This window comes from Pseudomonas sp. RC3H12 (assembly GCF_018596375.1).
GTDB lineage: Bacteria > Pseudomonadota > Gammaproteobacteria > Pseudomonadales > Pseudomonadaceae > Aquipseudomonas.
This window is the reverse complement of the sequence record NZ_CP075595.1, coordinates 582,666-604,963: the sequence shown is the minus strand read 5'-3', so window position 1 is coordinate 604,963 and position 22,298 is coordinate 582,666. Positions and strand designations below refer to the sequence as shown.

Sequence of the window (22,298 nt, the reverse complement as noted above, 5' to 3'; positions counted from 1 at the left end):
AGCCAGGCAAAGAGACGCCTATGATAAACACTTTTACCGGCGCAGGCTGCCCCCGCACCGTAAGGGACCTGCAGCGGCCCATCGCGGGGCAAGCCCGCTCCCACGTCCAGACCTCGATCAGGCGTGGGAGCGGGCTTGCCCCGCGATGGGGTCCACAATCGATGAGATCACCCATGCCCCTGACCCTTCCCGCCCCTATCGCCCGTCAAGCCGACGGCAACGACCCCTACGCCTGGCTGCAGGACCGCGACACGCCCGAGGTGCTGGCCTACCTGGCCGAGGAAAACGCCTACCAGGAAGCCTGCCTGGCCGGCCAGGCGCCGCTGCGCGAGCAACTGTTCGAAGAGATCAAGAGCCGCATCCTCGAGACCGACCTGTCGCTGCCCTCGCCCTGGGGCCCGTACCTCTACTACACCCGCACCACCGCCGGCGACGAGTACCCGCGCCACTACCGCTGCCCGCGCCCGGCTGACGACAGCAATACGGTGGATGAAAGCCGCGAGGAACTGCTGCTCGACCCCAATGCGCTGGCGAACGGCGGTTTCCTCTCCCTCGGCGCCTTCAGCATCAGCCCCGACCACCGGCTGCTGGCCTACAGCCTGGATACCAGCGGCGACGAGGTCTACACCCTGTACGTCAAGGACCTGGCCAGCGGCGCGCTGAGCGCCCTGCCCTTCGACGACTGCGACGGCAGCATGACCTGGGCCAACGACAGCCAGACGCTGTTCTTCGCCGAGCTGGACGACACCCACCGCCCCTGGCGCCTGCGTCGCCACACCCTGGGCGAGGTCGCGGCCACCACCGTATTCGAAGAGCCCGACGGACGTTTCTTCCTGCACTGCTACCGCGCCAGCTCCGAACGCCAACTGGTGCTGCTGCTCAACAGCAAGACCACCAGCGAAGCCTGGGTGCTCGATGCGGCCACGCCGCATGCCGACTTCACCTGCCTGGCGCCACGGGTCGAAGGCCATGAATACTTCCCCGACCATGGCCAGCTCGACGGTCAATGGCGCTGGTTCATCCGCAGCAACCAGGACGGTATCAACTTCGCCCTGTTCCATGCGCCGGCAGACAGCGTGCCGGCCCGTGCGCAATGGCAGGTGCTGGTGCCACACCGCGACGACATCATGCTCGAAGGCGTCAGCCTCAATGCCTCGGCGCTGTCCCTGAGCCTGCGCGAAGGCGGCCTGCCGATCATCGAAGTGCGCCCGCAAGGCCTGCCGGCCTACCGCGTCGAACTGCCGGATGCCGCCTACAGCCTCTACGTGCAGGACAGCCTGGAATTCGCCAGCTCGCGCATCCGCCTGCGCTACGAAGCCCTCAACCGTCCGGCCCAGGTGCGTCAGCTGGAGCTGGCCACAGGCGCCCAGCAGGTGCTCAAGCAGACCCCGGTGCTCGGCGCGTTCGACGCCGACGACTACGTCAGCCAGCGCCTGTGGGCGGTAGCCAAGGATGGCACGCAGGTACCGATCAGCCTGGTGCGTCGCCGCGCCGACGAAGGCAAGACAGTGCCCCTCTATCTTTACGGCTATGGTGCCTACGGCGAGAGCCTCGACCCGTGGTTCTCCCATGCCCGCCTGAGCCTGCTGGAGCGTGGCGTGGCCTTCGCCATCGCCCATGTGCGCGGTGGCGGCGAGCTGGGTGAAGCCTGGTACCGGGCCGGCAAGCAGGAACACAAGCACAACAGCTTCGACGATTTCATCGCCTGCGCCGAACACCTGATCGCTGAAGGCGTGACCCGCCGTGAATGCCTGGCCATCAGTGGCGGCAGTGCCGGCGGCCTGCTCATGGGCGCGGTGCTCAACCTGCGCCCCGAACTGTTCCGCTGCGCCATCGCCGAAGTGCCGTTCGTCGATGTGCTCAACACCATGCTCGACCCCGAGCTGCCGCTGACCGTTACCGAGTACGACGAATGGGGCAACCCCGAGGAGCCGGAGGTATATGCGCGGATCAAGGCCTACGCGCCGTACGAGAACGTCAAGGCCCAGGCGTACCCGGCCATGCTGGTGATCGCCGGCTACAACGACAACCGTGTGCAGTACTGGGAGGCGGCCAAGTGGGTGGCGCGCCTGCGCACGCGCAAGACCGACGCCAACCTGCTGCTGCTCAAGACCGAGATGGGCGCCGGCCACGGCGGCATGAGCGGCCGCTACCAGGGGCTGCGCGACGTGGCATTGGAGTATGCGTTCGTCTTCAATGAGCTGGGCGTGGCGTAAACCGCGATTTTCGTTGTCTCACAAGCGCCACGGCCACTGATTGTGCGACCGCGGCGCTTTCCAGACATTCGAAGAAGAACAACACATGCCCGACACCCAGCACCTGAACGCCGAAATCCGCGACATGCTCATGGACTGCGGCCTGTTCGACACCCTGCAGCCCAGCGATTTCGTCACCGCCGCCGGCTATTTCAGCCTCACCGCCGTCAGCGAAGGCCAGACCCTGTTCAGCGAAGGCGACGCCGGCTCCTTCATGTGCATCCTCCACCGTGGCGTGGTCTCGGTGCGCAAGACCGACGGCAACGGGGCCGAGGTGGAAATCGCCACCCTGCGCAAGGGCCGTGCCTTCGGCGAGATGGCCGTGCTCGACGGCGAGCGCCGCTCGGCCACCTGCGTGGCCGCCAGCGACTGCCAGTTGCTGACCCTGGGCAAGGACTCGCTGGAGAAGATGCTCGCCGACGCGCCGCGCATTGCCGCCCGGATCATTCGCGCCCTGGCCGTGGCGCTTTCACGGCGCTTGCGGATGCAGGATGGCCAGCGCCTGGCACAGCAGGTCTAGGCTCTGTACGAAAAGTCTTGAGACGCAGGTCAGGCAAGGCGAAAACAGCCGAGGAAGCGCAGTGTACTGGAGTACATGAGCATTCCGAGGCTGTTTTCAACGCAGCATGAACAAGTATCAAGGCTTTTCGTACAGAGCCTAATCGCGCTTGGGCGGCGGTTTTGGCGAATCCTGGTTCAACCCCGGCAACGGTTGGTCCTTCGGCGGCCCCGGCACCGGCATGGGCGGCAGCAGCGGCGCGCCGGGCCGGTTGGCGCCGGCCTTGGGCGGCGTGCTCGGGGTGATCTGCGGGTAGGGTGTCGGCGTCGGCGTCCCCGGTGCCCCCGGGGCGGTCGTGAGCGGCCGCTGCTGACCTGCAGCGTCGGCCAACGGCACTGCGCCAAGCAACAATGCGGCGAGGATCGCATGCAACATCTGCAGCCTCCTGTCAGGAACCTTCCTACAGGCTATGCCCAACGGCGCATTTTTGCCTGTCCGCCCGCCCGACTGGCGCGCTAGACTCAAGAACATAACCGTCATTGCCCTGATTAGAAGAAAGGTAACACCATGAGTTCCACCTCCGCCGCCACCGCCCGCCTCGACCGTATCCTCGCCGACGCCAAGCGCGACAAGGAAATGGGCTATCGCGACAAGGCACTGAAGATGTACCCCCACGTCTGTGGTCGCTGCACCCGCGAGTTCTCCGGCAAACGCCTGTCGGAACTGACCGTGCATCACCGCGACCATAACCACGACAACAACCCCCAGGACGGCTCCAACTGGGAGCTGCTGTGCCTGTACTGCCACGACAACGAGCACGCCCGCTACACCGATCAGCAGTACTTCAGCGAAGGTTCGCTGAGCACGCCGAAAGTCGCCGTGGCCACTCACAACCCGTTTGCCGGCCTGGCCGCGCTGATGAAGAAGGACTGACCGTCGATTCCCGCCCCGCTGTGTCGGCGAGCCCGTATAATCGCGTTCTTTTTTTGCGAAGGGCCCCGACACGTGGCGAACAAACGGTACAGCTGCATCGGCCTGTTCAACCCCAAATCCGCCGAAAACGTCGGTTCGGTCATGCGCGCGGCCGGCTGCTATGGGGTCAATTCGGTGTTCTACACCGGCAAGCGCTATGAGCGCGCCCGGGATTTCGTCACCGATACCAAGCGCGTGCACTACGACATCCCGCTGATCGGCATCGACGACCTGCAGCGCATCATCCCCCTGGGCTGTACGCCGGTGGCGGTGGAACTGGTGGACGGTGCGCGTCCCCTGCCCGAATACACCCACCCGGACCGGGCGATCTACATCTTCGGACCAGAGGATGGCTCGCTGAGCGAAGACGTGCGCGGTTGGTGCGAAGAGACCATCTACATTCCGACCCAGGGCTGCATGAACCTGGCGGCGACGGTGAATGTGGTGCTGTATGACCGCATGGCCAAGGGGTTGAATACGCGGTCGGGGCCCAAGTTCAAATAAGTCGCTGCGGATTTGTAGCAAACGCCTGGGTAATTTCACTGAACGCAGCCATTGCACATGGAGTCTGCTGGTTATCAACGACCAGAGGAGACTGCCCGATGCTCGATATCCATTCGCCCCACCACGAACACAACGTCCATGGCCTGGAGCGCGCCAGCTCCCTGGCTGGGGGCGCGTTGATGATCAGCAAGGGGCTGCGCCACGGTGGCCTGCTGGGGATGTTGCAGGTTGCCGTCGGCGGCGTGGCGCTGGCACGTGGCGTGAGCGGCCATTGTTCGACCAAGGCGTGGTGGCTGCGGCATCGCGCCGAGTACCTGCGCCTGCATCGCGATATAGAACGAGGAGCTGCCGAGCTCAAGGCGCTGAAGGCCAGCGCCGAGGCGGCAACCCGCACCGCGACGGTGACCGGCGGTTGAAAGCATCGCGGGGCAAGCCCGCTCCCACGAGCCGGCGTTCAAAATGATGTCCGGGATCGTGGGAACGGGCTTGCCCCGCGATAAATCCTGCACCTAGCGCAGTACCTTGCTTTGCAATACTTCAGACTGCCGCCCCAGGACGTTCTCGCTGATCTGCACGAACTCCTCGGTGCTGACGCTCGACAGGCGCATCAGCGCCCGGGCGACATCGTCCAGCGAACGCTTGTCATGGTTGTGCAGGCGAATCTCGCGGTCCAGCGCCTGCAACAGCAACACGCCACGGGCCACCTGGGCCGGGCTGGCCTGGGCACCCTTGAGGTGATTCACTTTGTCGCCTAGCTTGTGCAAGCGCGCCTGCAACGCCTCGTAACGGTCGTCGCTCATGCCACCAGCACGCCGCAGCAGCTCGCTGGCGTAATAGTCGGCCAGGCTCTCGCCGAGCCAGTCGCTGCCATCGCGGTCGTTGATCTGGGCGAACAATTGCACCAGTTCGCGCAACAGCGGGCTGTTGCCGTTCTCGCTGATCAGCGGCCGGCCACTGTGCAAGTACAAGGAATTGTTGGCTGGCAGCACGCCACGCCACATCTCGTCGCGGGCACCGACCAGCAGCAACTTGGGCGGGTTGCGTGGAAACACCGCCTGCAACTGGGGCCAGACGAAGGTCAGCAGGGTCAAGGTGTCCATGCGGCGCATGCCCTGCCCTTGCGGCGCGGCGACGGTCACCTCGGTATCACCCAGGCGCGCACGGCGGCTGCCCAGGCTGCCGGCGAGCACCCAACCGGTGGGGCGGTCGAACAGGCGCGACACGTCATCGATACGGAATTTCTGCCGACCGATGCGCGGCCAGGCGGTCTCGACACTCTTCCAGCCGGCCGGCAGGTCGAAGGTCAGACGCGACACCAGCTCGGTGCCGTCCTGCTGGTCGAGGCGCGCCGGCGGCACCAGCTGATCGCCACGGAACAGCGCCCAGTGCGCGGTCATGCGGGTTTCATGCACACCCCCCTTCGGTTGCTGGTCGAGCAGCACGCGGTAACTGAGGCTGGTCTTGCCTGACGCCGGGTGCCAGACACCGCGCCCGTTCTGCAGCTGCCACTGGCCATCAGCGAGGAAGTCGCTGTAGACACCGGCCTTGCCCATGTCGAAGTCCAGGCTGCGCACCACGCTGCCGTCCGCAAGGGTCAGGCGCACCTCGGCCTGGCCGCTCTGTGGCAACAGGCGGACCTGATAATCCAGATCGACTTTCCTGGCCAGCGCCTGAGTGCTGAGCAGCAGGCCAAGCGCCATCAACAGCGGGCGACGCATAACGAAACTCCTTGTAGCCGCGCGGCTCAACCCGCGCGAAAAATCAGGTGGTCTTCCCAGTCGTCTTCATCCACATCGTTCTCGCTGAGCATCCGCCCAGACCGGGAAATGCGTTGCTCATGCACTTGCCCGCGATCACCGCAGACCAGGTGGTGCCACGACGGCAAGTCCTGGCCTTCGCTGACCAGGCGATAACCACAGGTAGGCGGCAGCCACTTGAACTGGTCGGCCTTGCCCGGAGTCAGCTGGATGCAATCGGGCACGTAGCGGAAGCGATTGGGGTAGTCGCTGCACTGGCAGGTCTGCAGGTCGAGCAGCTTGCAGGCGATGCTCGTGTAGTAGACGCTGTTGTCCTCTTCGTCCTCGAGTTTCTGCAGGCAGCACAGGCCGCAGCCGTCGCACAGCGACTCCCACTCTTGCGCATCGAGCTGGTCGAGGGTCTTGCGCCGCCAGAAGGGCGCGGTATCGGCGATCATCACACGTGTTCCTGCAGTCAACGTCAATCCGCGGCGCGCGGCGGCGCCAGTCTAGAGGCAGTCCGGCGGCAACGCCAGACCGCTTGTCAGTGCTCACCGGACGCAGTAGCGTGCGGTCTTTGTCCCAGCCCTTGCAGGAGCAGCCATGAGCGCCACCCCACGTATCGCCGACTACGCCATCAACGAGCAGTTCATCAATCGCTGGTCGCCGCGCGCCTTCACCAACGAGCCGATCAGTCAGGAAACCCTGCTGAGCTTCCTGGAAGCCGCGCGCTGGGCGCCGTCGGCCTACAATTCGCAGCCATGGCGTTTCCTCTATGCCCGCCGCGACACGCCGAGCTGGTCGCGCTACCTGGACATCCTCAACGAGTTCAACCGCAGCTGGGCGCAGCATGCCTCGGCGCTGGTGCTGATCATCTCCAAGACCACCTTCGCCGCCCCCGGCTCCGATGAAGAGAAGCCGGCCCTATGGCACACCTTCGACACCGGCTCGGCCTGGGGCCATCTGGCGTTGCAGGCCAGCATCAGCGGCTGGCACACCCACGGCATGGCCGGCTTCGACCAGGACCTGGCCCGGCGCGAGCTGAAGATCCCCGAGGGCTACGCACTGCACGCCATGGTGGCGATCGGCAAGCTAGGCGACAAGGCGACCCTGGCCGAAGGCCTGCAGGCCCGTGAAGTGCCGAGCCCGCGCCGGCCGTTGAGCGAGCTGGCGGCCGAAGGCGACTTCAGCTTGTAAGGTTGCGTCAGATTCATCGCGGGACAAGCCCGCTCCCACAGGTGACGGTACAACCTGTGAGAGCGGGCCAGACAGCAAACGTCTGTCAGTAGCCCCGCGCGAAGTCCACCTCGCCCCGCAACCCCTGCCCCGCCGCATACGCCTGCGCATTCCCGACGAACAACCGCACCATCGCCGCCGGCGAGGTCGGCGCCGAGCTGTGCCCGGTCAGCAGCAGCCCCCAGGCAGTCCAGAACGGGTGGCGCTGGGGCAACGGCTCCTGGCGGCAGACATCGATCACCGCGCCGGCCAGGTGCCCTTGCTTGAGCGCCTCGACCAGGTCGGCATCGACTACCGCCACGCCGCGCCCGGCATTGATGAACAAGGCACTGGAGCGGAAGCACTTGAACAGTGCCGCATCGTACAGGTCATGGGTGGCCGGTGTGTCGGGCAACAGGTTGAGCACGTAATCGGCCTCGCCGACCAGGCGAGGCAACTGGTCGAGCCGCGCCACCTCGACGAATGGCGCCTGCTCACGGGCACTGCTTGCCACTCCGTACAAGGTGACACCAAACGGCACGAGGAACTCGGCGACTTGCTGGCCGATATCTCCGGTGCCGACGATCAGCACCCGACGCCCTTCCAGGGTCCGCCCTGGCCGCTCGTCCCAGCGTCGCTCGACCTGGCTGACCAGGCGCGACAGCACATCACGCTCATGGCCAAGCATGTAGGTGAGCATGTACTCGGCCATCACCTGGCCAAAGATCCCCACCGCCCGGGTCAGGCGGTAGTCGCGCGGCAGGCCATCGGCCAGCAACGGCGTGATGCCGGCCCAGGTCGATTGCATCCACTGGGGTTTGTGACCCTGGCGCAACAGGCTGGCCAGCAGGTCGGGCTGGCCCAGCCATACCGGGCACTCGGGCGCCAGGCGGGCCAGTTCGGCGGAATCGCCACTGGTCAGGACCTCCAGGTCCGGCGCCGCCTCACCCAGAAGACGGGCATAGTTGGCATGATCCTGTTCAGCGATCAGAACGCGCATGTGACACACAACCTTGGCAAACAACGGAAGCGGCCCGCCAGGCGGGCCGCAGACAGAGAGGAGGCCGCGCCCGGATCAGGCCGGGTCGTTGCGGCGCAGCAGTTCTTCGGGCAGGTGCTCGATGTAGTCGTCGTCCGGCGGCGGCATCTGCAGGTGGTAGCCCTGGCTGTCGAGGTTCTCCAGTACCTTGGCGATGTCCTCGCGGGCCAGCTTGCGCTCGGGGCTGAGCACCAGGTCGAAGGCGTGCACGGGCGTGCCGAAGAAAGGCAGCAGCCCCTCGGGCACACGCTCCAGGCCATCGGCCTTGAGCACATACAGGTACATTTCGTTCTTGCGGGGGCTCTTGTAGATCGAGCAGATACGTTTCATCGTGAATCTCCGGCACCGGCCAGATCGTCCAGCAGGGCCTGGCCCATGCGCTCGCGACGCCAGCCGCGCAGTGCATCGGGCAGTTGATAGGGACCGTCGGGGTAGCCGCTCTTGAGCAGCGCTTCGAGGGCTTTCTTGCGCAGCATCAGCTCCGGGGCGATGCCCAGGCGCTCACCTTCGGCCTGGCCGATGGCGCGCAGGCGCTTGAGAATGCCGGCGGCTTCGATCGGCAGCGGCTCGGGCAGCGGCGCGGGCCATTGCTCCTGCGGCAGGCTGGCGGCGCGCTTGATCAGCTGGATCAGCGCCTCGCCGTCCTGGCGGATGGTACGCGGGTGCATTTCGTCGATTTTCGCCAGTGCCGACGGGCTGTCTGGCTGGCTCTTGGCCATGGGCCACAACGAATGTTCCTTGAGGATGCGATTGCGCGGCACATCGCGGCTGCGGGCCTCACGCTCGCGCCAGGCGCACAGCTCGCGCAGCACGGCCAATTGCTGGCGGCCCAGTTTCCAGGCCAGCTTGACATCGCGGTAGAGGGTCTCGGGCTCGACTTCACGGCGCAGCGCGGCGACCAGCTCGGCACCGTCCTCGAGCACCCAGGCGTACTTGTCGTCCGACAGCCGCGGGCGCAGGGCGCTGAACAGCTCGGCCAGATGCACGGCGTCTTCGGCGGCGTAGCTGACCTGGGTCTCCGAGAGCGGGCGCTGCAGCCAGTCGGAGCGGGTCTCGCCCTTGGGCAGCTCGAGCCCCAGCACGTCCTGAACCAACCGCGAGTAGCCCATCGAGAAGCCGATGTTCAGGTAGCCGGCGGCGAGCTGGGTGTCGAACAGTGGCTGCGGCAGCTTGCCGGTCAGGCGCAGCAGGACCTCCAGGTCTTCGCTGCAGGCGTGCAGCACCTTGACCACGCCATTGTCTTCGAGCAACTCGGCCAGCGGCTGCCAGTCGCGAATCAGCAAAGGGTCGATGAGGAAGGCACGCTTGCCGTCACCGATCTGGATCAACCCGGCTTTCGGGTAGAAGGTGTCGACCCGCATGAATTCGGTGTCGAGGGCCACAAACGGCAGCTCACGCCAGCTTCGGCAGTGCTGGGCCAGGGTCTGGTCGTCACGGATCCAGTGAATTTCGATGGCCACGAGGCTCTCCCACTAACATTGGCGCGCAGTATATACGGCGCGGGCGCAATGGGTGAAACCTCGCAAGCCACGCCATCCTTGGTGCTGATCGTCGGTACGCTCAGCGATCGGCCGCCAGCCAGGGCCGGCAGCCGGCAAACAGGTCCAGCGAGCGCTGGTAGACCTCGGTGCGCACCTGCAACAGGCCGAGCATCGAGTGGAACAGGTTGTCCTGCGACAACGGCGCATCGCGCAGCTTGCCCAGGCATTCGGTGTCCACGCCGAAGTCCTCGCGGTAGCTGTCGGAGAACCAGGCCAGCAGCGGCACGTGCTTCTGCTGCTCCGGCGCGATCATGTAGGGCGTGCCATGCAGGAACAGGTTGTACTCGCCCAGCGACTCGCCATGGTCTGAAAGATAGATCATCGCGGTATCGACCGTGTCCTGCTTGCTGCGCAAGGTATCGATCAAGGTCGCCAGCACCTTGTCGGTGTAGGCCAGGGTGTTGTCGTAGCCGTTGACGATCTCCTGCTGGCTGCACTGGTTCAGGGCGTTGCTGCGGCACACCGGGGTGAAGGGTTCGCTGCCGGCCGGGTAGCGCTTGAAGTATTCCGGGCCATGGCTGCCCATCTGGTGCAGCACCAGCACGGTGTCCTGGTCGAGGTTGTCGAGCAACTCGGCCAGGCCCTGCAGCAGGATCTCGTCATGGCACTCGCCACTGGCGCACAGGCTCGGGTCCTGCAGGTTGCTCACGTCGATGAACTGCACCCGGTCACAGGTGCCCTTGCAGCCGGACTGGTTGTCGCGCCACTGCACTGCCAACCCCGCGCGCTGGAGGATGTCGAGCAGCCCTTCGCGGTTCTTCGCCACGCGGGCGTCGTAGTCCTTGCGCGGCATTCCGGAAAACATGCAGGGCACCGACACGGCGGTCTCGGTGCCGCAGGAGTGGACGTCGGTAAAGCTCAGCAGGCCCTGCTCCTTGCTCAATTGCGGGGTGGTGTCGCGGGCATAGCCAAGCAGGCCGAAGTTTTCCGCCCGGGCACTCTCGCCGACCACCAGCACGGTCAGCGACTTGCGCTGGTGCTGCTGCCAGGCCGCATCGCGACGGGCATCCTCGCCATAGCGCTGGAAGGGCTGGGTGGCCGTGCCCACCTGCTCGCTGACATAGCCGATGGAGGCCCCCACGACATTGCTCGGCGTAAGCATCAGGCGCAGTTCATGGTGGTTGCGAAACAACGACGCCAAGCCCTGGTAGTTGACCAGCGCCACCGAGCCCAGGGCCGCGACGCAGGCCCCGCTGACCACCAGCTTGCCCAGCAGTTCGCGGTGCCAGGGGCGATAGGCGATCCTGGCCTTCCACACCAGCAGCGAGGGCAGCACACCCAACAGCAGGATATATACGGCGAACTTCAGCGAAAGCAGGTCGCGCACTTCCGCAACATTGGTTTCAGCCACATTGCGAAACATGCCGGCGTCAATAAGTACGCCATATTGATTCATGAAGTAAGCGACACTTGCACCGCTGATGAACAATACAATCAATACTGGTTTCAATACATAACGAAACGCCAGCAAGGTGAGGATGAGATTGAAGGCGAACAGCATCAGCACGGCGAATGCCAGGCTCAACCACAGCCCCACCATGCCCGGCGGCACGATGGACTCCAGGTGTTCCCAAAGCAAGGTGTTGAAGCCGATCAACAGGTACAGGCTGGCCAGCAACGTGACCCATTCGGTGCGCAGGGATTTGAGTTTCAGCATGGCGTTCGCAACAAGAGTTCATCAGCGGCCAACACGCCCGGACGGGCAGGTTGGAAAGTTGGCCGAACTCTAGAAAGCCTAGCATCAATTTTTTGTGAAAAAGACGCCAACAATTGGTGGGCCGGCGTCTTTCATGAATTAAACAACTTTCATTCAGCTGCCATTCAGCCAGGCAGGCGAAGTTTGGCGTACGGCTCCCGGTCGATATCCAGGACTTCCACGCACAGCTGAATGTCCAGCCCAGGCTGGGCCGGAATCGCCTCGCGCAACACCTCGAGCAGGCTGTTCGACAATTGCTGTTTCACCTGCTGTGTGCGCCCGCTGAGAATCGCCAGACGCACATGGGCGAAGGCCCGCTCGCCAGGGGCGGTGCCCACCCGGTACTGGGCAAAGGCCTGTGCGCGGCTCTTGATGTCCAGCTCTTCGGCAAACTGGCCACTACCGACCAGGGCGTGGTTCAGGCGCAGCAGCAGCACATCGACATTGAGATCGCGCAGGTTGTCGCTGTATTCCAGGTTCAGGTGAGGCATGGCGCAGGTTCCGTTCACGCAGGGGGATGCGACAGCCTAACCCAGTCCCGCAATACGGCAAAGGCGACTATCCTCTTGGTTCAGGCTCGTTTACCAACCCTGAGAGAGGTGAAGAAATGCCAGTTCCGCATGATTTGCTCGCAGACCTGCACGTGACCGCCGAACAGTTCCAGGCCCTGATCGACAAGGATCACGACCTGCACAAGCTGCACAAGGAATACAACGCCAAGGACAAGGAAGTGCTCGCCGCCGAAGGCAATGCTACCGGCGACGACACCGTAAATCGCCTGCGCAAAGAGCGGGTGCTGATCAAGGACAAGATCGAACGCATCGTCCACCCACCCAAATCCTGATTCCCCCAACCGACGCTGTCGCGGGGCAAGCCCGCTCCCAGGTACCGCGCAAACGCCACGGCATGCGCGGCCATCGTGGGAGCGGGCTTGCCCCGCGATGACGTCGGCAGCCCTTATGCAGAAGCCTTCAGCGCCCCCTCCAGATCCTCGATCAGATCGCGGTAATCCTCAATCCCGATCGACAGCCGCAGCAGGTTCTCACTGATCCCCATCACGCCCTTCTGCTCCGGGCTCAAGGAATTGTGCGACATGCTCCAGGAGTGGTTGATCATGCTCTCCACACCGCCCAGCGAGTCGGCCAGGACGAAGATCGACAGCGCCTCGACCAGGCGGTTGACCGCGGCCCGGTCGCCCTTGATGCGCAACGCCACCACCGCGCCGCCCGTGCGCATCTGGCGTTTGCACAGGTCATGCTGCGGGTGGCTTTCCAGGCCCGGGTAGTAGACCTGCTCGACCTGCGGATGCTGTTCGAGGAACTGCGCCACACGCAGGGCGTTGGCGCTCTGGCGTTCCATGCGCACATCGAGGGTCTTGAGCCCGCGCAATGCCAGGTAGCAGTCGAACGGCCCCTGGATCGCGCCGACCGCCATGCTGATCTTGCGCAAGCGCCCCAGCAACTCGTGGTTGGCCGCCACCACCACACCGCCGGTCAGGTCGGAATGGCCGCCGATGTACTTGCTCGCCGAGTGCATCACCAGGTCCACGCCCAGGGTGATCGGCTGCTGGTTCCACGGCGAGCAGAAGGTGTTGTCGATGCAGGTCATCACCCCACGCTCACGGGCCAGCTCGCAGACCGCCTTGATGTCCACCAGGTGCAGCAGCGGGTTGGTCGGCGACTCGATCCAGATCAGTTGGGTCTCGGGGCGGATCGCCGCGGCCACCGCCTCGACGTCGTTGAGGTCGACGTAGGTGGTGGTCAGGCCCGAGGTGCGCCCACGGTAGTCTTCCAGCAGGCGGAAGGTGCCGCCGTAGACACCGTTCATCACCACCACATGGGCATCCTTGGAGAGCAGCTCGAGCACCGTGGCGGTGGCGCTGACGCCCGAGGCGCAGGCGACCGCGCCGACGCCCTCCTCCAGTGCGGCCACGCAGGTCTCGTAGGCGTGCCGGGTCGGGTTGCTGACACGGCTGTAGGCGTATTCGGGGTTGTCGTCCAGGCCGCGCTTGATGAACGAACTGGAAGTGACGATTGCCGGGAAGATGGCATTGTCGGCGACGCTGGATTGCTCACCGGCGTGGATGGTGCGGGTGGCGAAATTGCGCGGTTTGTCGGACATGGTCGGGTCCATTGCCTGAGGGTGGAAAACCGCCACTATCTCATATCCAGCACCCCCAGGCGCCAGCAGAACATTTCTGTCGACGCAGCGGCCGAAACAGTTCCAACGTTCCCTGCGAGCGGCTACTCTCGAAAAACTTTTCCCGCAATCGGCGACACGACGTCATGGACAGTTTCGACCAGCACATCCTCACCCTGCTCCAGCGCGACGCCTCGCTGTCCCTCAAGGACCTGGCCGAAGCGGTCAACCTCTCCACCACGCCGTGCTGGAAACGGGTCAAGCGCCTGGAAGAGGAAGGCTACATCCGCGGCCGCGTCGCCCTGCTCGACCCCGAGCGCCTGGGCCTGGGCCTGACGGTGTTCGTCCAGCTCAAGACCCAGCGCCACGACAGCGCCTGGCTGGCGCAGTTCGCCGCCACGGTGACGGCGTTCGAGGAGGTGATGGAGGTGTATCGCATGTCCGGCGACTGGGACTACATGCTGCGGGTGGTGGTAGGCGACATCGCCGCCTACGACCGCTTCTACAAGAAGCTGATCACCAGCACCGACGGGTTGTCGAACATCACCTCGAGTTTTGCCATGGAGCAGATGAAGTACACCACGGCGTATCCGGTGGGACGCTAAAATGATCTCTGGCAGGACCGGCCTCATCGCCGGCAAGCCGGCTCCCCCCCGACGGCGTCGACCTCAAGCCAAACGACATCCCTGTGGGAGCTGGCTTGCCAGCGATGAGGCCGGCCCTGTCAGTCAGCCAGGGTAGCCTCGATCCGATTCCCCGCCCTCGCCTTCTCCAACTTGATCGCCACGAACTTCGAGGTTGGTGTGTAGGTCCCCTCGCCGTAGCTTTCCAGCGGCACCAACGGATTGGTCTCCGGGTAATACGCCGCCGCCTGCCCTTCAGGCACGTCATAGGACACCAGGCGGAAGCCCGACACTCGCCGCTCGAGGCCATCCTCCCACAACGACACGATATCCACGTGCTCGCCCGGCTCGAAGCCCAGGCGGCGGATATCGGCCTCGTTGACGAACACCACTTCGCGCAGCCCGAACACGCCACGGTAACGGTCATCGAGCCCATACAGCGTAGTGTTGTACTGGTCGTGGGAGCGCAAGGTCTGCAGGATCAGGTCCGGCTTGTCACCGCGGGCCAGCACAGCCGCGTTGACCAGTTGCTCCGGCAACTGGCTCGGGGTGAAGCGCGCCTTGCCGGTGGCCGTGCGGAAGTTGCGGTCCGCAGCGTGGTTGCCAAGGTGGAAGCCGCCCGGATGCTGCAGGCGTGCATTGAAGTCGGCGAAGCCGGGAATCACGTCGGCGATCATGCCGCGGATGCGGCCATAGTCGGCAATCGCATAGTCCCAGTCGATGGGCCGATTGCCCAGGGTAGCCTTGGCCATGCCGGCGACGATGGCCGGCTCCGAACGCAGCAGGACTGAACGCGGCTTCAGCTGGCCGTGGGAGATATGCACCATGCTGAAGGTGTCCTCCACGGTGACGCCCTGCGGCCCTTCGGCCTGGATGTCGATCTCGGTGCGGCCCAGGCACGGCAGGATCAGCGCATCACGCCCGGTGACCAGGTGCGAGCGGTTGAGCTTGGTGGAGATCTGCACGGTCAGCGCGCAGTTGCGCAGCGCCGCGTGGGTACGCGGGGTGTCCGGAGTCGCCTGGGCGAAGTTGCCGCCCAGGGCGACGAACACCTTGGCCCGCCCTTCTTCCATTGCCTGGATCGCCAGCACGGCGTTATGGCCGTGCTCGCGTGGCACCTTGAACTGGAAGCGTTTCTCGATGGCGTCGAGCAGCGCCGCCTTGGGCTTCTCGTCGATGCCCATGGTGCGGTCGCCCTGCACGTTGCTGTGGCCACGCACCGGCGACAGGCCGGCGCCGGGTTTGCCGACGTTGCCGCGCAGCAGCTGCAGGTTGACGATTTCCTGCACGGTGGGCACCGAATGGCGGTGCTGGGTGATGCCCATGGCCCAGCACATGATCACCCGCTCGGCCTTGCGGTACATGCGCGCGGCCAGCTCGATCTCGGCCTTGTTCAGGCCCGACTGCTCGACGATATGTTCCCAGGGTGTGGCGTCCACTACGGCCAGGTAGGCCTCGACGCCACTGGTGTGCTCGGCGATGAACGCGTGGTCGAACACAGGTGGCTCGTCGTTCAGTTGCGCCTCGCGCTCCCACTGCAGAAGGAACTTGGCGATGCCGCGCATGGCCGCCATGTCGCCACCCAGCGCCGGGCGGAAGTATGCGGTGTTGGTCGGCTCGGAGCCGTTGCTGAGCATCTCGAACGGGTGCTGCGGGTGCTGGAAGCGCTCGAGCCCGCGTTCCTTGAGCGGGTTGAAACAGACCACCTGGGCACCACGCTTGACCGCCTCGCGCAGCGGTTCGAGCATGCGTGGGTGGTTGGTGCCGGGGTTCTGGCCAATGACGAAGATCGCATCGGCCAGCTCCAGGTCATGAAACACCACGGTGCCCTTGCCCACACCGAGGGTCTCGGCCATGCCCACGCCGCTGGCCTCGTGGCACATGTTCGAGCAGTCGGGGAAATTGTTGGTGCCGTAGGCGCGCACGAACAACTGGTAGAGGAACGCCGCCTCGTTGCTGGCCCGGCCCGAGGTATAGAACTCGGCCTCATCCGGCGACGCGAGGCCGTTCAGGTGCCGGGCGACCAGGGCGAACGCTTCGTCCCAGCTGATCTCGACGTAATGATCGGTGGCCGCGTCGTAGCGCATAGGGTGGGTGATGCGGCCCTGGTACTCAAGCCAGTAGTCGGTCTGCTCGAGCAGCGCACTGACGCTGTAGCGGGCGAAGAACGCCGGATCCACCGAGCGGCCGGTGGCCTCCCAGTTGACCGCCTTGGCGCCGTTCTCGCAGAACTTGACCATGTCGCTTTCCGGCGATTCGCCCCAGGCGCAACCCGGGCAGTCGAAGCCACCGTTCTGGTTGGTCTTGAGCATGGCCCGCAGGTTCTTGAAGGCGTTCTCGCTGCCCAGCCAGCTCTTGGTCACGCTCTTGAGCGCGCCCCAGCCGGCGGCCGGCCCCTTGTAGTCCCTGATGTGTTCGTCCTGGCTCATGCTGCGCTTCTCCGCACGGTGTTTTTTCCAGCCTAAGAAGCGCCCCCTACTGCGTCCAATCGAAATAAATGACGGCGTGATAAACCGTTTCGATCACCGACCACAGCCCTTGGCCGGCACGGCCTTCAGCCGTGATAGAGGAGACTGATCGAATGGTCGGGGAAAGCAATTTGACGCCAATGGGCGCAGGTTATAGCTTGGACCTTATCCGCGGCCTTTCGCCGCCCCCTGCCACTTCAATGTCGAGCGCGAACGTGGAAAAGAACCCCCAGGCCCTGATCGACGGTTTCAACCGCAAAGTCGATTACCTGCGGATGTCGGTCACCGACCGCTGCGACTTTCGCTGCGTCTATTGCATGGCCGAAGACATGCAGTTCCTGCCGCGCCAGCAGATTCTCAGCCTCGAAGAGCTGTACCAGGTCGCCGAGCGCTTCGTCGCCCTGGGCACCCGCAAGATCCGCCTGACCGGCGGCGAGCCGCTGGTACGCCAGGGCATCGTCGAGCTCTGCGGACGCATCGCCGCCCTGCCCGGCCTGCGCGAACTGTGCCTGACCAGCAATGGCTCGCAGCTCGGCCGCCTGGCCCAGCCGCTGTTCGACGCCGGCGTGTCGCGCCTGAACATCAGCCTCGACAGCCTCGACCCCGAGCGCTTCCGCGCCCTCACCCGCACCGGCGACCTCCAGCAGGTAATCGCCGGCATCGACGCCGCGCGCGCCGCGGGCTTTCGCCGCACCAAGCTCAACGCGGTGGTGCTCAAGGGCCGCAACGACCACGAGATCGTCGACCTGGTACGTTTCGCCATCGACCGTGAACTGGATATCTCGTTCATCGAAGAGATGCCCCTGGGCGTGATCAGCGAGCACGAGCGCGGCGAGTCATTCTGTTCCAGCGACGACGTGCGCTCGCGCCTGGCCGAACATTTCACCCTGGTCGAGTCGGCCGAGTCGTCCCAGGGGCCGGCGCGCTACTGGCGCCTGGCCGAGGCGCCCAACACCCGGGTCGGCTTCATCTCGCCCCACAGCCACAACTTCTGCGCCACTTGCAACCGCGTGCGCCTGACCGTCGAAGGCCGCCTGTTGCTGTGCCTGGGCAACGAACATTCGGTGGACCTCAAGCAGGTCATGCGCCAGCACCCCGGCGACACTGCACGCCTGGAAAAAGCCATCCGCGACGCCATGCAGCTCAAGCCCTACCGTCACCACTTCGAAGTGGGCGGCGAGGTGCAGATCCTGCGCTTCATGAACATGACCGGCGGCTGATCGGCCGCCTCTGGAACCGCCTTGATCGTCCACTCACGCCCCGACATGCTGCGCGTGCTGTTCACCCTCAAAGGCTCGATCGTCCAGCGCATCGCCCTGCGCTGCCTGGCGGTGACCTTGCTCGCGGCGCTGATCGTGCTGGTCGAGCGACACTACCCGGCGCTGTTCTACCCGGTCAGCGCCACGCCCTTCACCCTGTTGGGGCTGTCGCTGTCGATCTTCATGAGCTTTCGCAACAACGCCTGCTACGACCGCTGGTGGGAAGGCCGCAAGGCCTGGGGGCGGATGATTATCGAGGTACGTTCATTCGTGCGCGAAAGTGTGCTGATCAAGGACGCGGCGCTGCGCGAGGAACTGCTGCGCAGCCTCTGTGCTTTCGCCCATGCCCTCAATGCCCGGCTGCGCAACGAGGACGAGCTGGGCGCCGCCCGACCCTGGCTGGGCGAGCAGGCGCAGATCGTGCCGCACAATGTCTGCGACGGCATCCTGCGCGAGGTGGGCGGACACTGTTCGCGGCTGGCGGAGCACGGGGAGATCAGCGAGTTTCGCTACACCCTCCTGGCGCAGCGCCTGGCCGGCCTGTCGGACGTGCAGGCCACCTGCGAACGGATCAAGGGCACGCCACTGCCGTTCCCGTACACCCTGCTGCTGCACCGCACCATCTACATCTTCTGCCTGCTGCTGCCGTTCGCCCTGGCCGAACCGCTGGGCTGGCTGGCGCCGCTGTTCACCACCATCGTCAGCTACACCTTCTTCGGGCTGGATGCGATCGGCAACGAACTGGAAGACCCGTTCGGGCGCGACGAGAACGACCTGCCGACCGATGCCCTGGTGCGCACCCTGGAGCGCGATGTGCTGTCGGCGCTGGGGCATGAGCCACTGCCACCGACGTTGGTGCCGGTGGATCATGTGTTGAGTTGAAGTCTCATCGCGGGGCAAGCCCGCTCCCACGCCAGCCTGTGTGTGCTGATATGAGATCGGCGTGGGAGCGGGCTTGCCCCGCGATGGAGCCCTGAGGTCAACCGCGGCTTTCGCAGGCCCCGATCGGCTTCAGGTGCGCGACGAAATTGCACGGCCGGTGCCGCGCATCCAGCTGCTCGGCCAGGATCCCCTCCCATGCCGTGCGGCAGGCGCCGGTCGAGCCCGGCAGGCAGCACACCAGGGTGCCGTTGGCCATGCCGGCCAAGGCCCGGCTCTGTACAGTCGAGGTACCGATATCGAGGATCGACAATGCGCGGAACAGCTCGCCGAACCCGTCGATGCGCTTGTCCAGCAGGCAGTCCACCGCCTCCGGCGTGCTGTCACGGCCAGTGAAACCGGTGCCGCCGGTGATCAGCACCACCTGCACCTGTTCATCGGCGATCCAGGTGGCGACCTGGGCGCGGATCTTGTACAGGTCGTCCTTGAGCAGCTCGCGCGCCACCAGGCGGTGGCCCACGCCGACGGCACGGCTGGCCAGCAGCTCGCCAGACGTGTCGGTCTCGAAGGTACGGGTGTCGCTGACGGTTAGCACCGCGATGTTCAGCGGTACGAACACCGCGTCCGGTTTCACGCTCATGGCCTTTGCTCCAGGATTGGCTTGGCGGCCACGTTAGAGAGAAGCCCTGGCAGCGTCCAATCGATAGCGCGTACCGGGTGATCGACGGTTTCTATCGTGGCGTCGGTGAATTTGTCAGCAATGATTAGCCAGGTGCTTCACTCTTGGTTAAGGTCTACCCACCCCGCAACCCAGGCCGCACCATGGACATCAAACAGCTCAAGTTCCTCATCGCCCTCGACCAGACCCGCCACTTCGGCCAGGCCGCGGCGCTGTGCCATATCACTCAGCCGACCCTGTCCATGCGCCTGCGCAACCTCGAAGACGAACTCGACCTGGTGCTGGTCAAGCGCGGCCAGCGTTTCGAAGGCTTCACCGAAGCCGGTGAACGCATCCTGGCCTGGGCCCGTACCCTGCTCGCCGCCCATGATGGCTTGCAGGCCGAGGCCGCCAGTTGCCGGGGCCAGGTGGTCGGCAGCCTGCGCCTGGGTACCGTGCCGCTGGCCAGCTTCAACCCCATGCAACTGCTGATGCCGCTGCGCGCGAAGTACCCCGAGCTGCACTTCCAGCTGTCGTCGCTGAGCTCCGAGCAGGTGATCGACGGCCTGAGCCGCAACCAGCTCGACCTGGGCATCTGCTACCTCGACCAGGTCAACACCAGCTTCTTCGAAGTGATCGAACTGAGCATCACCACCATGGGCCTGCTGCACGACACCCGGCACTTCCAGTTCGAGGCCGACAGCCTGCACTGGGAAGACCTGGGCGACCTGCCGTTGGGACTGCTGAGCAAAGGCATGCACTACCGCCAGTCCCTCGACCTGAGCTTCCGCAGCCGCGGTCTCACGCCCAATGCCGTGCTCGAGAGCGACTCGACCTTCCAGCTGATCCAGGCGATCAACACCGGCGTGTGCTGCGCGATCATGCCGCTGGACTGCGGCCTGGAAGACCTCAGCCAGCACATGCGCATCATCCCCGTGCAGGAGGCCAGCATCCACAGCCCGGTCGGGCTATTGCTGCGCCGTAGCGAGCCACGCTCGGCCATCGCCGAGCAGTGCTTCGACGAGGCCCGCGCTCTGTTCAGCAGCGAGTGATCAGCACTTGATCAATGCGAGCATGGCCATGTTGCGTGGGCGGGTGATCCCGGAGTAACCACGGTCACCGAACAGACCTGGCAATGCATAGTTGACCTTCGCATCGACCCCACCCAGCGAAATGGTCGAATACTCGGCGGTGGAGTAGGCATCCACGCCCATCGCGACTTGCGAAGCCGGACCGTCGTTCTGTGTGGTAGATGCACTCCAGACACCGTTGGCATTGTTCTGGGTGGTGTCGTAGGGGTAGAGGCTGCCCTTCTGCCAGGAACCGAATGCCCGGCCTTGGTCTACCCCACGGCCGTCATCGAAGCCACGGATGAACTCACCGCGTAGGTCAGGCAGGCCGAAGGTCGTGGCACCATCGCCAGCGCCATAGGTGATGCCGATTGCCGCGAACAGAGCACCATACTCGGCGCGAGACACCAATGCTCCATCGGCCTTCAGCCAGCCCACCGGAACCTCGTTGGCTGCGGAGAACTTGATGTCACCAGGTGCAGCTCCAGAGAAACCGATGATCTGGCCAAGCGTCACGGCATGCTGGCTATGCGTGGCATTGGCCACCTGCTGGGCACCACCCTCGCAGCTCAGCAGGATCCAGCAAAGAGCCCCCTGATTGAGCAGTGGACCAAGGTAGGAAACCAGCGTCACGTTGCCGCCAGCGACAATCTCGTTACCTTGCAACAGCTGGCCACCGAGGCCGTAGATCGGCGCAGCTGCCAGACCATCGGGAGCATAGGACGCATCCGCTACGTTGGTGCTGGCCGCACGAAAATATTGAATGACACCATCGGTAGTGGGTAGCGCCGCAAAAGGCAGGGAATTCTTGGCGGTATAAGCGGTTGTCATCGTGAACATCCTGTATCGATTGAGTTTATGCACGCTACTGAGCGCGGAAACCCACTATATGCATAAAGGCATAGAAAATCAATGCATTAATGCATTTACCCTTCAATTCGTTGCCATCCGATACTGGCGCGGGGTAAACCCGGTCAGTTGCCTGAACTGCCGGCTGAACGCGCTGTGGTCGGTGTAGCCACAGCGCAGCGCCACCTCGATGATCGGCAGGTCGCTGTGCAGCAATTGGTGCGCATGTTCCAGGCGGGCCTTGTGGATCATCTGCCTCGGGGTGAGGTGGAACACCCGCTTGCAGTAGCGCTCCAACTGCGCCACCGATATGCCGGCGATGCGCGTCAGCTCGCCCATGCTGATCGGCTGGTGGAAATGCGCGCGGATATGCGCATCCACCGCCGCCAGGCGCTGGTAGGCCGGGTGGGTGTCGGCGGCTGACTGCAGGTCGACCGAAATGCCCACCAGGCCGATGATCGCCCCCGTCGCATCGTACAGCGGGCGCTTGTGGGTCAGGCACCAGCCCGGTTCGCGGCTGCCGTACAGGTGCAGCTCCAGCTGGTCCTCCAGCACCTGGCCCTGCTCCAGCACCCGGCGATCCTGCTCGGTGTAGCCGGGGCCCAGGCGCGCCGGGAACACCTCGGCGCTGGTCTTGCCCAGCAGCGGTTGCAGGTGCTTCAAACCGCAGCGCTGGACCAGCGTGCGGTTGGCCAGCACATAGCGGGCCTGGTCGTCCTTGATGAAGATCGCCGCATTGGCGATGACATCGAGCATCGGCAGCAGCCAGACCACACCGGTGAGCAAGGCTTCGAGGGATTCGGGGCGGTGCTGGTCGAGGTGCTGGTACAGCGCAGTCAACGGTTGCTCGGGCATGCGGTTATCTCTAGTGATTCTCGCGGCCCTGCAAGCCTAGT

Annotated in this window: 24 protein-coding genes; 11 read left to right on the top strand and 13 right to left on the bottom strand. The window is 64.7% G+C overall.

The genetic code is table 11. The features are described from left to right. The first annotated feature begins 173 nt into the window (after positions 1 to 173). Together KHO27_RS02840 and KHO27_RS02835 are read left to right on the top strand one after the other, a co-directional pair. A complete protein-coding gene (locus tag KHO27_RS02840) occupies positions 174 to 2,216 on the top strand; it encodes a S9 family peptidase (RefSeq protein WP_214501146.1) in 2,043 nt (680 codons plus the stop codon). Positions 2,217 to 2,301: 85 nt separating this feature from the next. Then, positions 2,302 to 2,775: a cyclic nucleotide-binding domain-containing protein gene (locus KHO27_RS02835; protein ID WP_214501145.1), complete on the top strand. Its 474-nt coding sequence runs from the start codon at positions 2,302 to 2,304 to the stop codon at positions 2,773 to 2,775. Between the two features lie 138 nt (positions 2,776 to 2,913). Here KHO27_RS02835 and KHO27_RS02830 read toward each other — a convergent pair whose 3' ends face one another. Continuing rightward, positions 2,914 to 3,189 (bottom strand): hypothetical protein, encoded by a 276-nt coding sequence (locus KHO27_RS02830; protein ID WP_110697943.1) that lies wholly within the window; start codon positions 3,187 to 3,189, stop codon positions 2,914 to 2,916. A gap of 132 nt (positions 3,190 to 3,321) precedes the next feature. Between KHO27_RS02830 and KHO27_RS02825 the strand changes: the two genes are divergently transcribed. The 3 genes from KHO27_RS02825 (at position 3,322) to KHO27_RS02815 (ending at position 4,646) form a co-directional block, all read left to right on the top strand. After that, positions 3,322 to 3,687 (top strand): YajD family HNH nuclease, encoded by a 366-nt coding sequence (locus KHO27_RS02825; RefSeq protein ID WP_111531790.1) that lies wholly within the window; start codon positions 3,322 to 3,324, stop codon positions 3,685 to 3,687. 72 nt (positions 3,688 to 3,759) lie between these two features. Next, complete coding sequence (locus KHO27_RS02820; RefSeq protein WP_046856681.1) at positions 3,760 to 4,230, top strand: RNA methyltransferase; 471 nt, start codon at positions 3,760 to 3,762, stop codon at positions 4,228 to 4,230. A gap of 98 nt (positions 4,231 to 4,328) precedes the next feature. Then, a complete protein-coding gene (locus tag KHO27_RS02815) occupies positions 4,329 to 4,646 on the top strand; it encodes a YgaP-like transmembrane domain (RefSeq protein ID WP_214501144.1) in 318 nt (105 codons plus the stop codon). Between the two features lie 93 nt (positions 4,647 to 4,739). Here KHO27_RS02815 and KHO27_RS02810 read toward each other — a convergent pair whose 3' ends face one another. Further along, on the bottom strand, positions 4,740 to 5,948 hold the full coding sequence (locus tag KHO27_RS02810) for a hypothetical protein (RefSeq protein WP_214501143.1): 1,209 nt from the start codon (positions 5,946 to 5,948) through the stop codon (positions 4,740 to 4,742). 26 nt (positions 5,949 to 5,974) lie between these two features. Next, on the bottom strand, positions 5,975 to 6,424 hold the full coding sequence (locus KHO27_RS02805; protein WP_110697939.1) for a YcgN family cysteine cluster protein: 450 nt from the start codon (positions 6,422 to 6,424) through the stop codon (positions 5,975 to 5,977). A 145-nt stretch (positions 6,425 to 6,569) separates the two neighbouring features. On the opposite strand from KHO27_RS02805, the gene KHO27_RS02800 reads away from it, so the two are divergent. Beyond that, entirely contained in the window at positions 6,570 to 7,163 is a 594-nt protein-coding gene (locus tag KHO27_RS02800) for a nitroreductase family protein (protein ID WP_111531788.1), read from the top strand. An 85-nt stretch (positions 7,164 to 7,248) separates the two neighbouring features. Here KHO27_RS02800 and KHO27_RS02795 read toward each other — a convergent pair whose 3' ends face one another. The 5 genes from KHO27_RS02795 to KHO27_RS02775 all read right to left on the bottom strand — a co-directional run bounded on the left by KHO27_RS02795 (position 7,249) and on the right by KHO27_RS02775 (position 11,948). Continuing rightward, the gene (locus tag KHO27_RS02795) at positions 7,249 to 8,181 is read right to left on the bottom strand and encodes a D-2-hydroxyacid dehydrogenase (protein WP_111531787.1); all 933 of its coding nucleotides are present in this window, start codon (positions 8,179 to 8,181) and stop codon (positions 7,249 to 7,251) included. A 75-nt stretch (positions 8,182 to 8,256) separates the two neighbouring features. Continuing rightward, positions 8,257 to 8,550, bottom strand: coding sequence for a YcgL domain-containing protein (locus KHO27_RS02790; RefSeq protein ID WP_011535104.1), 294 nt, complete (start codon positions 8,548 to 8,550; stop codon positions 8,257 to 8,259). Next, positions 8,547 to 9,680 (bottom strand): ribonuclease D, encoded by a 1,134-nt coding sequence (gene rnd / locus KHO27_RS02785; RefSeq protein ID WP_110697933.1) that lies wholly within the window; start codon positions 9,678 to 9,680, stop codon positions 8,547 to 8,549. Before rnd ends, KHO27_RS02790 begins: the two co-directional genes overlap by 4 nt. Positions 9,681 to 9,780: 100 nt before the next feature. Further along, positions 9,781 to 11,418: a phosphoethanolamine transferase gene (locus KHO27_RS02780; RefSeq protein WP_214501142.1), complete on the bottom strand. Its 1,638-nt coding sequence runs from the start codon at positions 11,416 to 11,418 to the stop codon at positions 9,781 to 9,783. A gap of 164 nt (positions 11,419 to 11,582) precedes the next feature. Next, positions 11,583 to 11,948, bottom strand: a complete 366-nt coding sequence (locus tag KHO27_RS02775) for a 5-carboxymethyl-2-hydroxymuconate Delta-isomerase (protein WP_102681713.1) — start codon at positions 11,946 to 11,948, stop codon at positions 11,583 to 11,585. Between the two features lie 116 nt (positions 11,949 to 12,064). Between KHO27_RS02775 and KHO27_RS02770 the strand changes: the two genes are divergently transcribed. Continuing rightward, entirely contained in the window at positions 12,065 to 12,301 is a 237-nt protein-coding gene (locus tag KHO27_RS02770) for an HP1242/YdcH family protein (RefSeq protein ID WP_046856695.1), read from the top strand. 113 nt (positions 12,302 to 12,414) lie between these two features. Here the strand turns inward: KHO27_RS02770 and KHO27_RS02765 are convergent, their stop codons facing one another. Beyond that, positions 12,415 to 13,590: a trans-sulfuration enzyme family protein gene (locus tag KHO27_RS02765; RefSeq protein WP_046856696.1), complete on the bottom strand. Its 1,176-nt coding sequence runs from the start codon at positions 13,588 to 13,590 to the stop codon at positions 12,415 to 12,417. Between the two features lie 152 nt (positions 13,591 to 13,742). On the opposite strand from KHO27_RS02765, the gene KHO27_RS02760 reads away from it, so the two are divergent. Continuing rightward, positions 13,743 to 14,201, top strand: coding sequence for an Lrp/AsnC family transcriptional regulator (locus KHO27_RS02760; RefSeq protein ID WP_046856697.1), 459 nt, complete (start codon positions 13,743 to 13,745; stop codon positions 14,199 to 14,201). Between the two features lie 119 nt (positions 14,202 to 14,320). Here the strand turns inward: KHO27_RS02760 and KHO27_RS02755 are convergent, their stop codons facing one another. Next, on the bottom strand, positions 14,321 to 16,648 hold the full coding sequence (locus tag KHO27_RS02755) for an FdhF/YdeP family oxidoreductase (RefSeq protein ID WP_110697927.1): 2,328 nt from the start codon (positions 16,646 to 16,648) through the stop codon (positions 14,321 to 14,323). Between the two features lie 254 nt (positions 16,649 to 16,902). Between KHO27_RS02755 and moaA the strand changes: the two genes are divergently transcribed. Both moaA and KHO27_RS02745 read left to right on the top strand, forming a co-directional pair. Beyond that, positions 16,903 to 17,907: a GTP 3',8-cyclase MoaA gene (gene moaA, locus KHO27_RS02750; protein ID WP_214501141.1), complete on the top strand. Its 1,005-nt coding sequence runs from the start codon at positions 16,903 to 16,905 to the stop codon at positions 17,905 to 17,907. Positions 17,908 to 17,928: 21 nt separating this feature from the next. Continuing rightward, on the top strand, positions 17,929 to 18,828 hold the full coding sequence (locus tag KHO27_RS02745; RefSeq protein WP_250888400.1) for a bestrophin family protein: 900 nt from the start codon (positions 17,929 to 17,931) through the stop codon (positions 18,826 to 18,828). 97 nt (positions 18,829 to 18,925) lie between these two features. On the opposite strand, the gene moaB is transcribed toward KHO27_RS02745, so the two are convergent. Continuing rightward, positions 18,926 to 19,465, bottom strand: a complete 540-nt coding sequence (gene moaB, locus KHO27_RS02740; RefSeq protein WP_110697923.1) for a molybdenum cofactor biosynthesis protein B — start codon at positions 19,463 to 19,465, stop codon at positions 18,926 to 18,928. A 182-nt stretch (positions 19,466 to 19,647) separates the two neighbouring features. Between moaB and KHO27_RS02735 the strand changes: the two genes are divergently transcribed. Further along, the gene (locus KHO27_RS02735) at positions 19,648 to 20,535 is read left to right on the top strand and encodes a LysR family transcriptional regulator (RefSeq protein ID WP_110697921.1); all 888 of its coding nucleotides are present in this window, start codon (positions 19,648 to 19,650) and stop codon (positions 20,533 to 20,535) included. On the opposite strand, the gene KHO27_RS26480 is transcribed toward KHO27_RS02735, so the two are convergent. Next, the gene (locus KHO27_RS26480; RefSeq protein WP_371926748.1) at positions 20,536 to 21,384 is read right to left on the bottom strand and encodes a tail fiber protein; all 849 of its coding nucleotides are present in this window, start codon (positions 21,382 to 21,384) and stop codon (positions 20,536 to 20,538) included. 102 nt (positions 21,385 to 21,486) lie between these two features. Then, positions 21,487 to 22,257, bottom strand: coding sequence for an AraC family transcriptional regulator (locus KHO27_RS02725; protein WP_110697919.1), 771 nt, complete (start codon positions 22,255 to 22,257; stop codon positions 21,487 to 21,489). Between the last annotated feature and the right edge of the window lie 41 nt (positions 22,258 to 22,298).

Coding starts and splice junctions, on each gene's coding strand:
- KHO27_RS02840 (WP_214501146.1), top strand. CDS start 174: ATGCCCCTGACCCTTCCCGCCCCTATCGCCCGTCAAGCCGACGGCAAC.
- KHO27_RS02835 (WP_214501145.1), top strand. CDS start 2,302: ATGCCCGACACCCAGCACCTGAACGCCGAAATCCGCGACATGCTCATG.
- KHO27_RS02830 (WP_110697943.1), bottom strand. CDS start 3,189: ATGTTGCATGCGATCCTCGCCGCATTGTTGCTTGGCGCAGTGCCGTTG.
- KHO27_RS02825 (WP_111531790.1), top strand. CDS start 3,322: ATGAGTTCCACCTCCGCCGCCACCGCCCGCCTCGACCGTATCCTCGCC.
- KHO27_RS02815 (WP_214501144.1), top strand. CDS start 4,329: ATGCTCGATATCCATTCGCCCCACCACGAACACAACGTCCATGGCCTG.
- KHO27_RS02810 (WP_214501143.1), bottom strand. CDS start 5,948: ATGCGTCGCCCGCTGTTGATGGCGCTTGGCCTGCTGCTCAGCACTCAG.
- KHO27_RS02805 (WP_110697939.1), bottom strand. CDS start 6,424: ATGATCGCCGATACCGCGCCCTTCTGGCGGCGCAAGACCCTCGACCAG.
- KHO27_RS02800 (WP_111531788.1), top strand. CDS start 6,570: ATGAGCGCCACCCCACGTATCGCCGACTACGCCATCAACGAGCAGTTC.
- KHO27_RS02795 (WP_111531787.1), bottom strand. CDS start 8,181: ATGCGCGTTCTGATCGCTGAACAGGATCATGCCAACTATGCCCGTCTT.
- KHO27_RS02790 (WP_011535104.1), bottom strand. CDS start 8,550: ATGAAACGTATCTGCTCGATCTACAAGAGCCCCCGCAAGAACGAAATG.
- KHO27_RS02780 (WP_214501142.1), bottom strand. CDS start 11,418: ATGCTGAAACTCAAATCCCTGCGCACCGAATGGGTCACGTTGCTGGCC.
- KHO27_RS02775 (WP_102681713.1), bottom strand. CDS start 11,948: ATGCCTCACCTGAACCTGGAATACAGCGACAACCTGCGCGATCTCAAT.
- KHO27_RS02770 (WP_046856695.1), top strand. CDS start 12,065: ATGCCAGTTCCGCATGATTTGCTCGCAGACCTGCACGTGACCGCCGAA.
- KHO27_RS02765 (WP_046856696.1), bottom strand. CDS start 13,590: ATGGACCCGACCATGTCCGACAAACCGCGCAATTTCGCCACCCGCACC.
- KHO27_RS02760 (WP_046856697.1), top strand. CDS start 13,743: ATGGACAGTTTCGACCAGCACATCCTCACCCTGCTCCAGCGCGACGCC.
- KHO27_RS02755 (WP_110697927.1), bottom strand. CDS start 16,648: ATGAGCCAGGACGAACACATCAGGGACTACAAGGGGCCGGCCGCCGGC.
- moaB (WP_110697923.1), bottom strand. CDS start 19,465: ATGAGCGTGAAACCGGACGCGGTGTTCGTACCGCTGAACATCGCGGTG.
- KHO27_RS02735 (WP_110697921.1), top strand. CDS start 19,648: ATGGACATCAAACAGCTCAAGTTCCTCATCGCCCTCGACCAGACCCGC.
- KHO27_RS26480 (WP_371926748.1), bottom strand. CDS start 21,384: ATGACAACCGCTTATACCGCCAAGAATTCCCTGCCTTTTGCGGCGCTA.
- KHO27_RS02725 (WP_110697919.1), bottom strand. CDS start 22,257: ATGCCCGAGCAACCGTTGACTGCGCTGTACCAGCACCTCGACCAGCAC.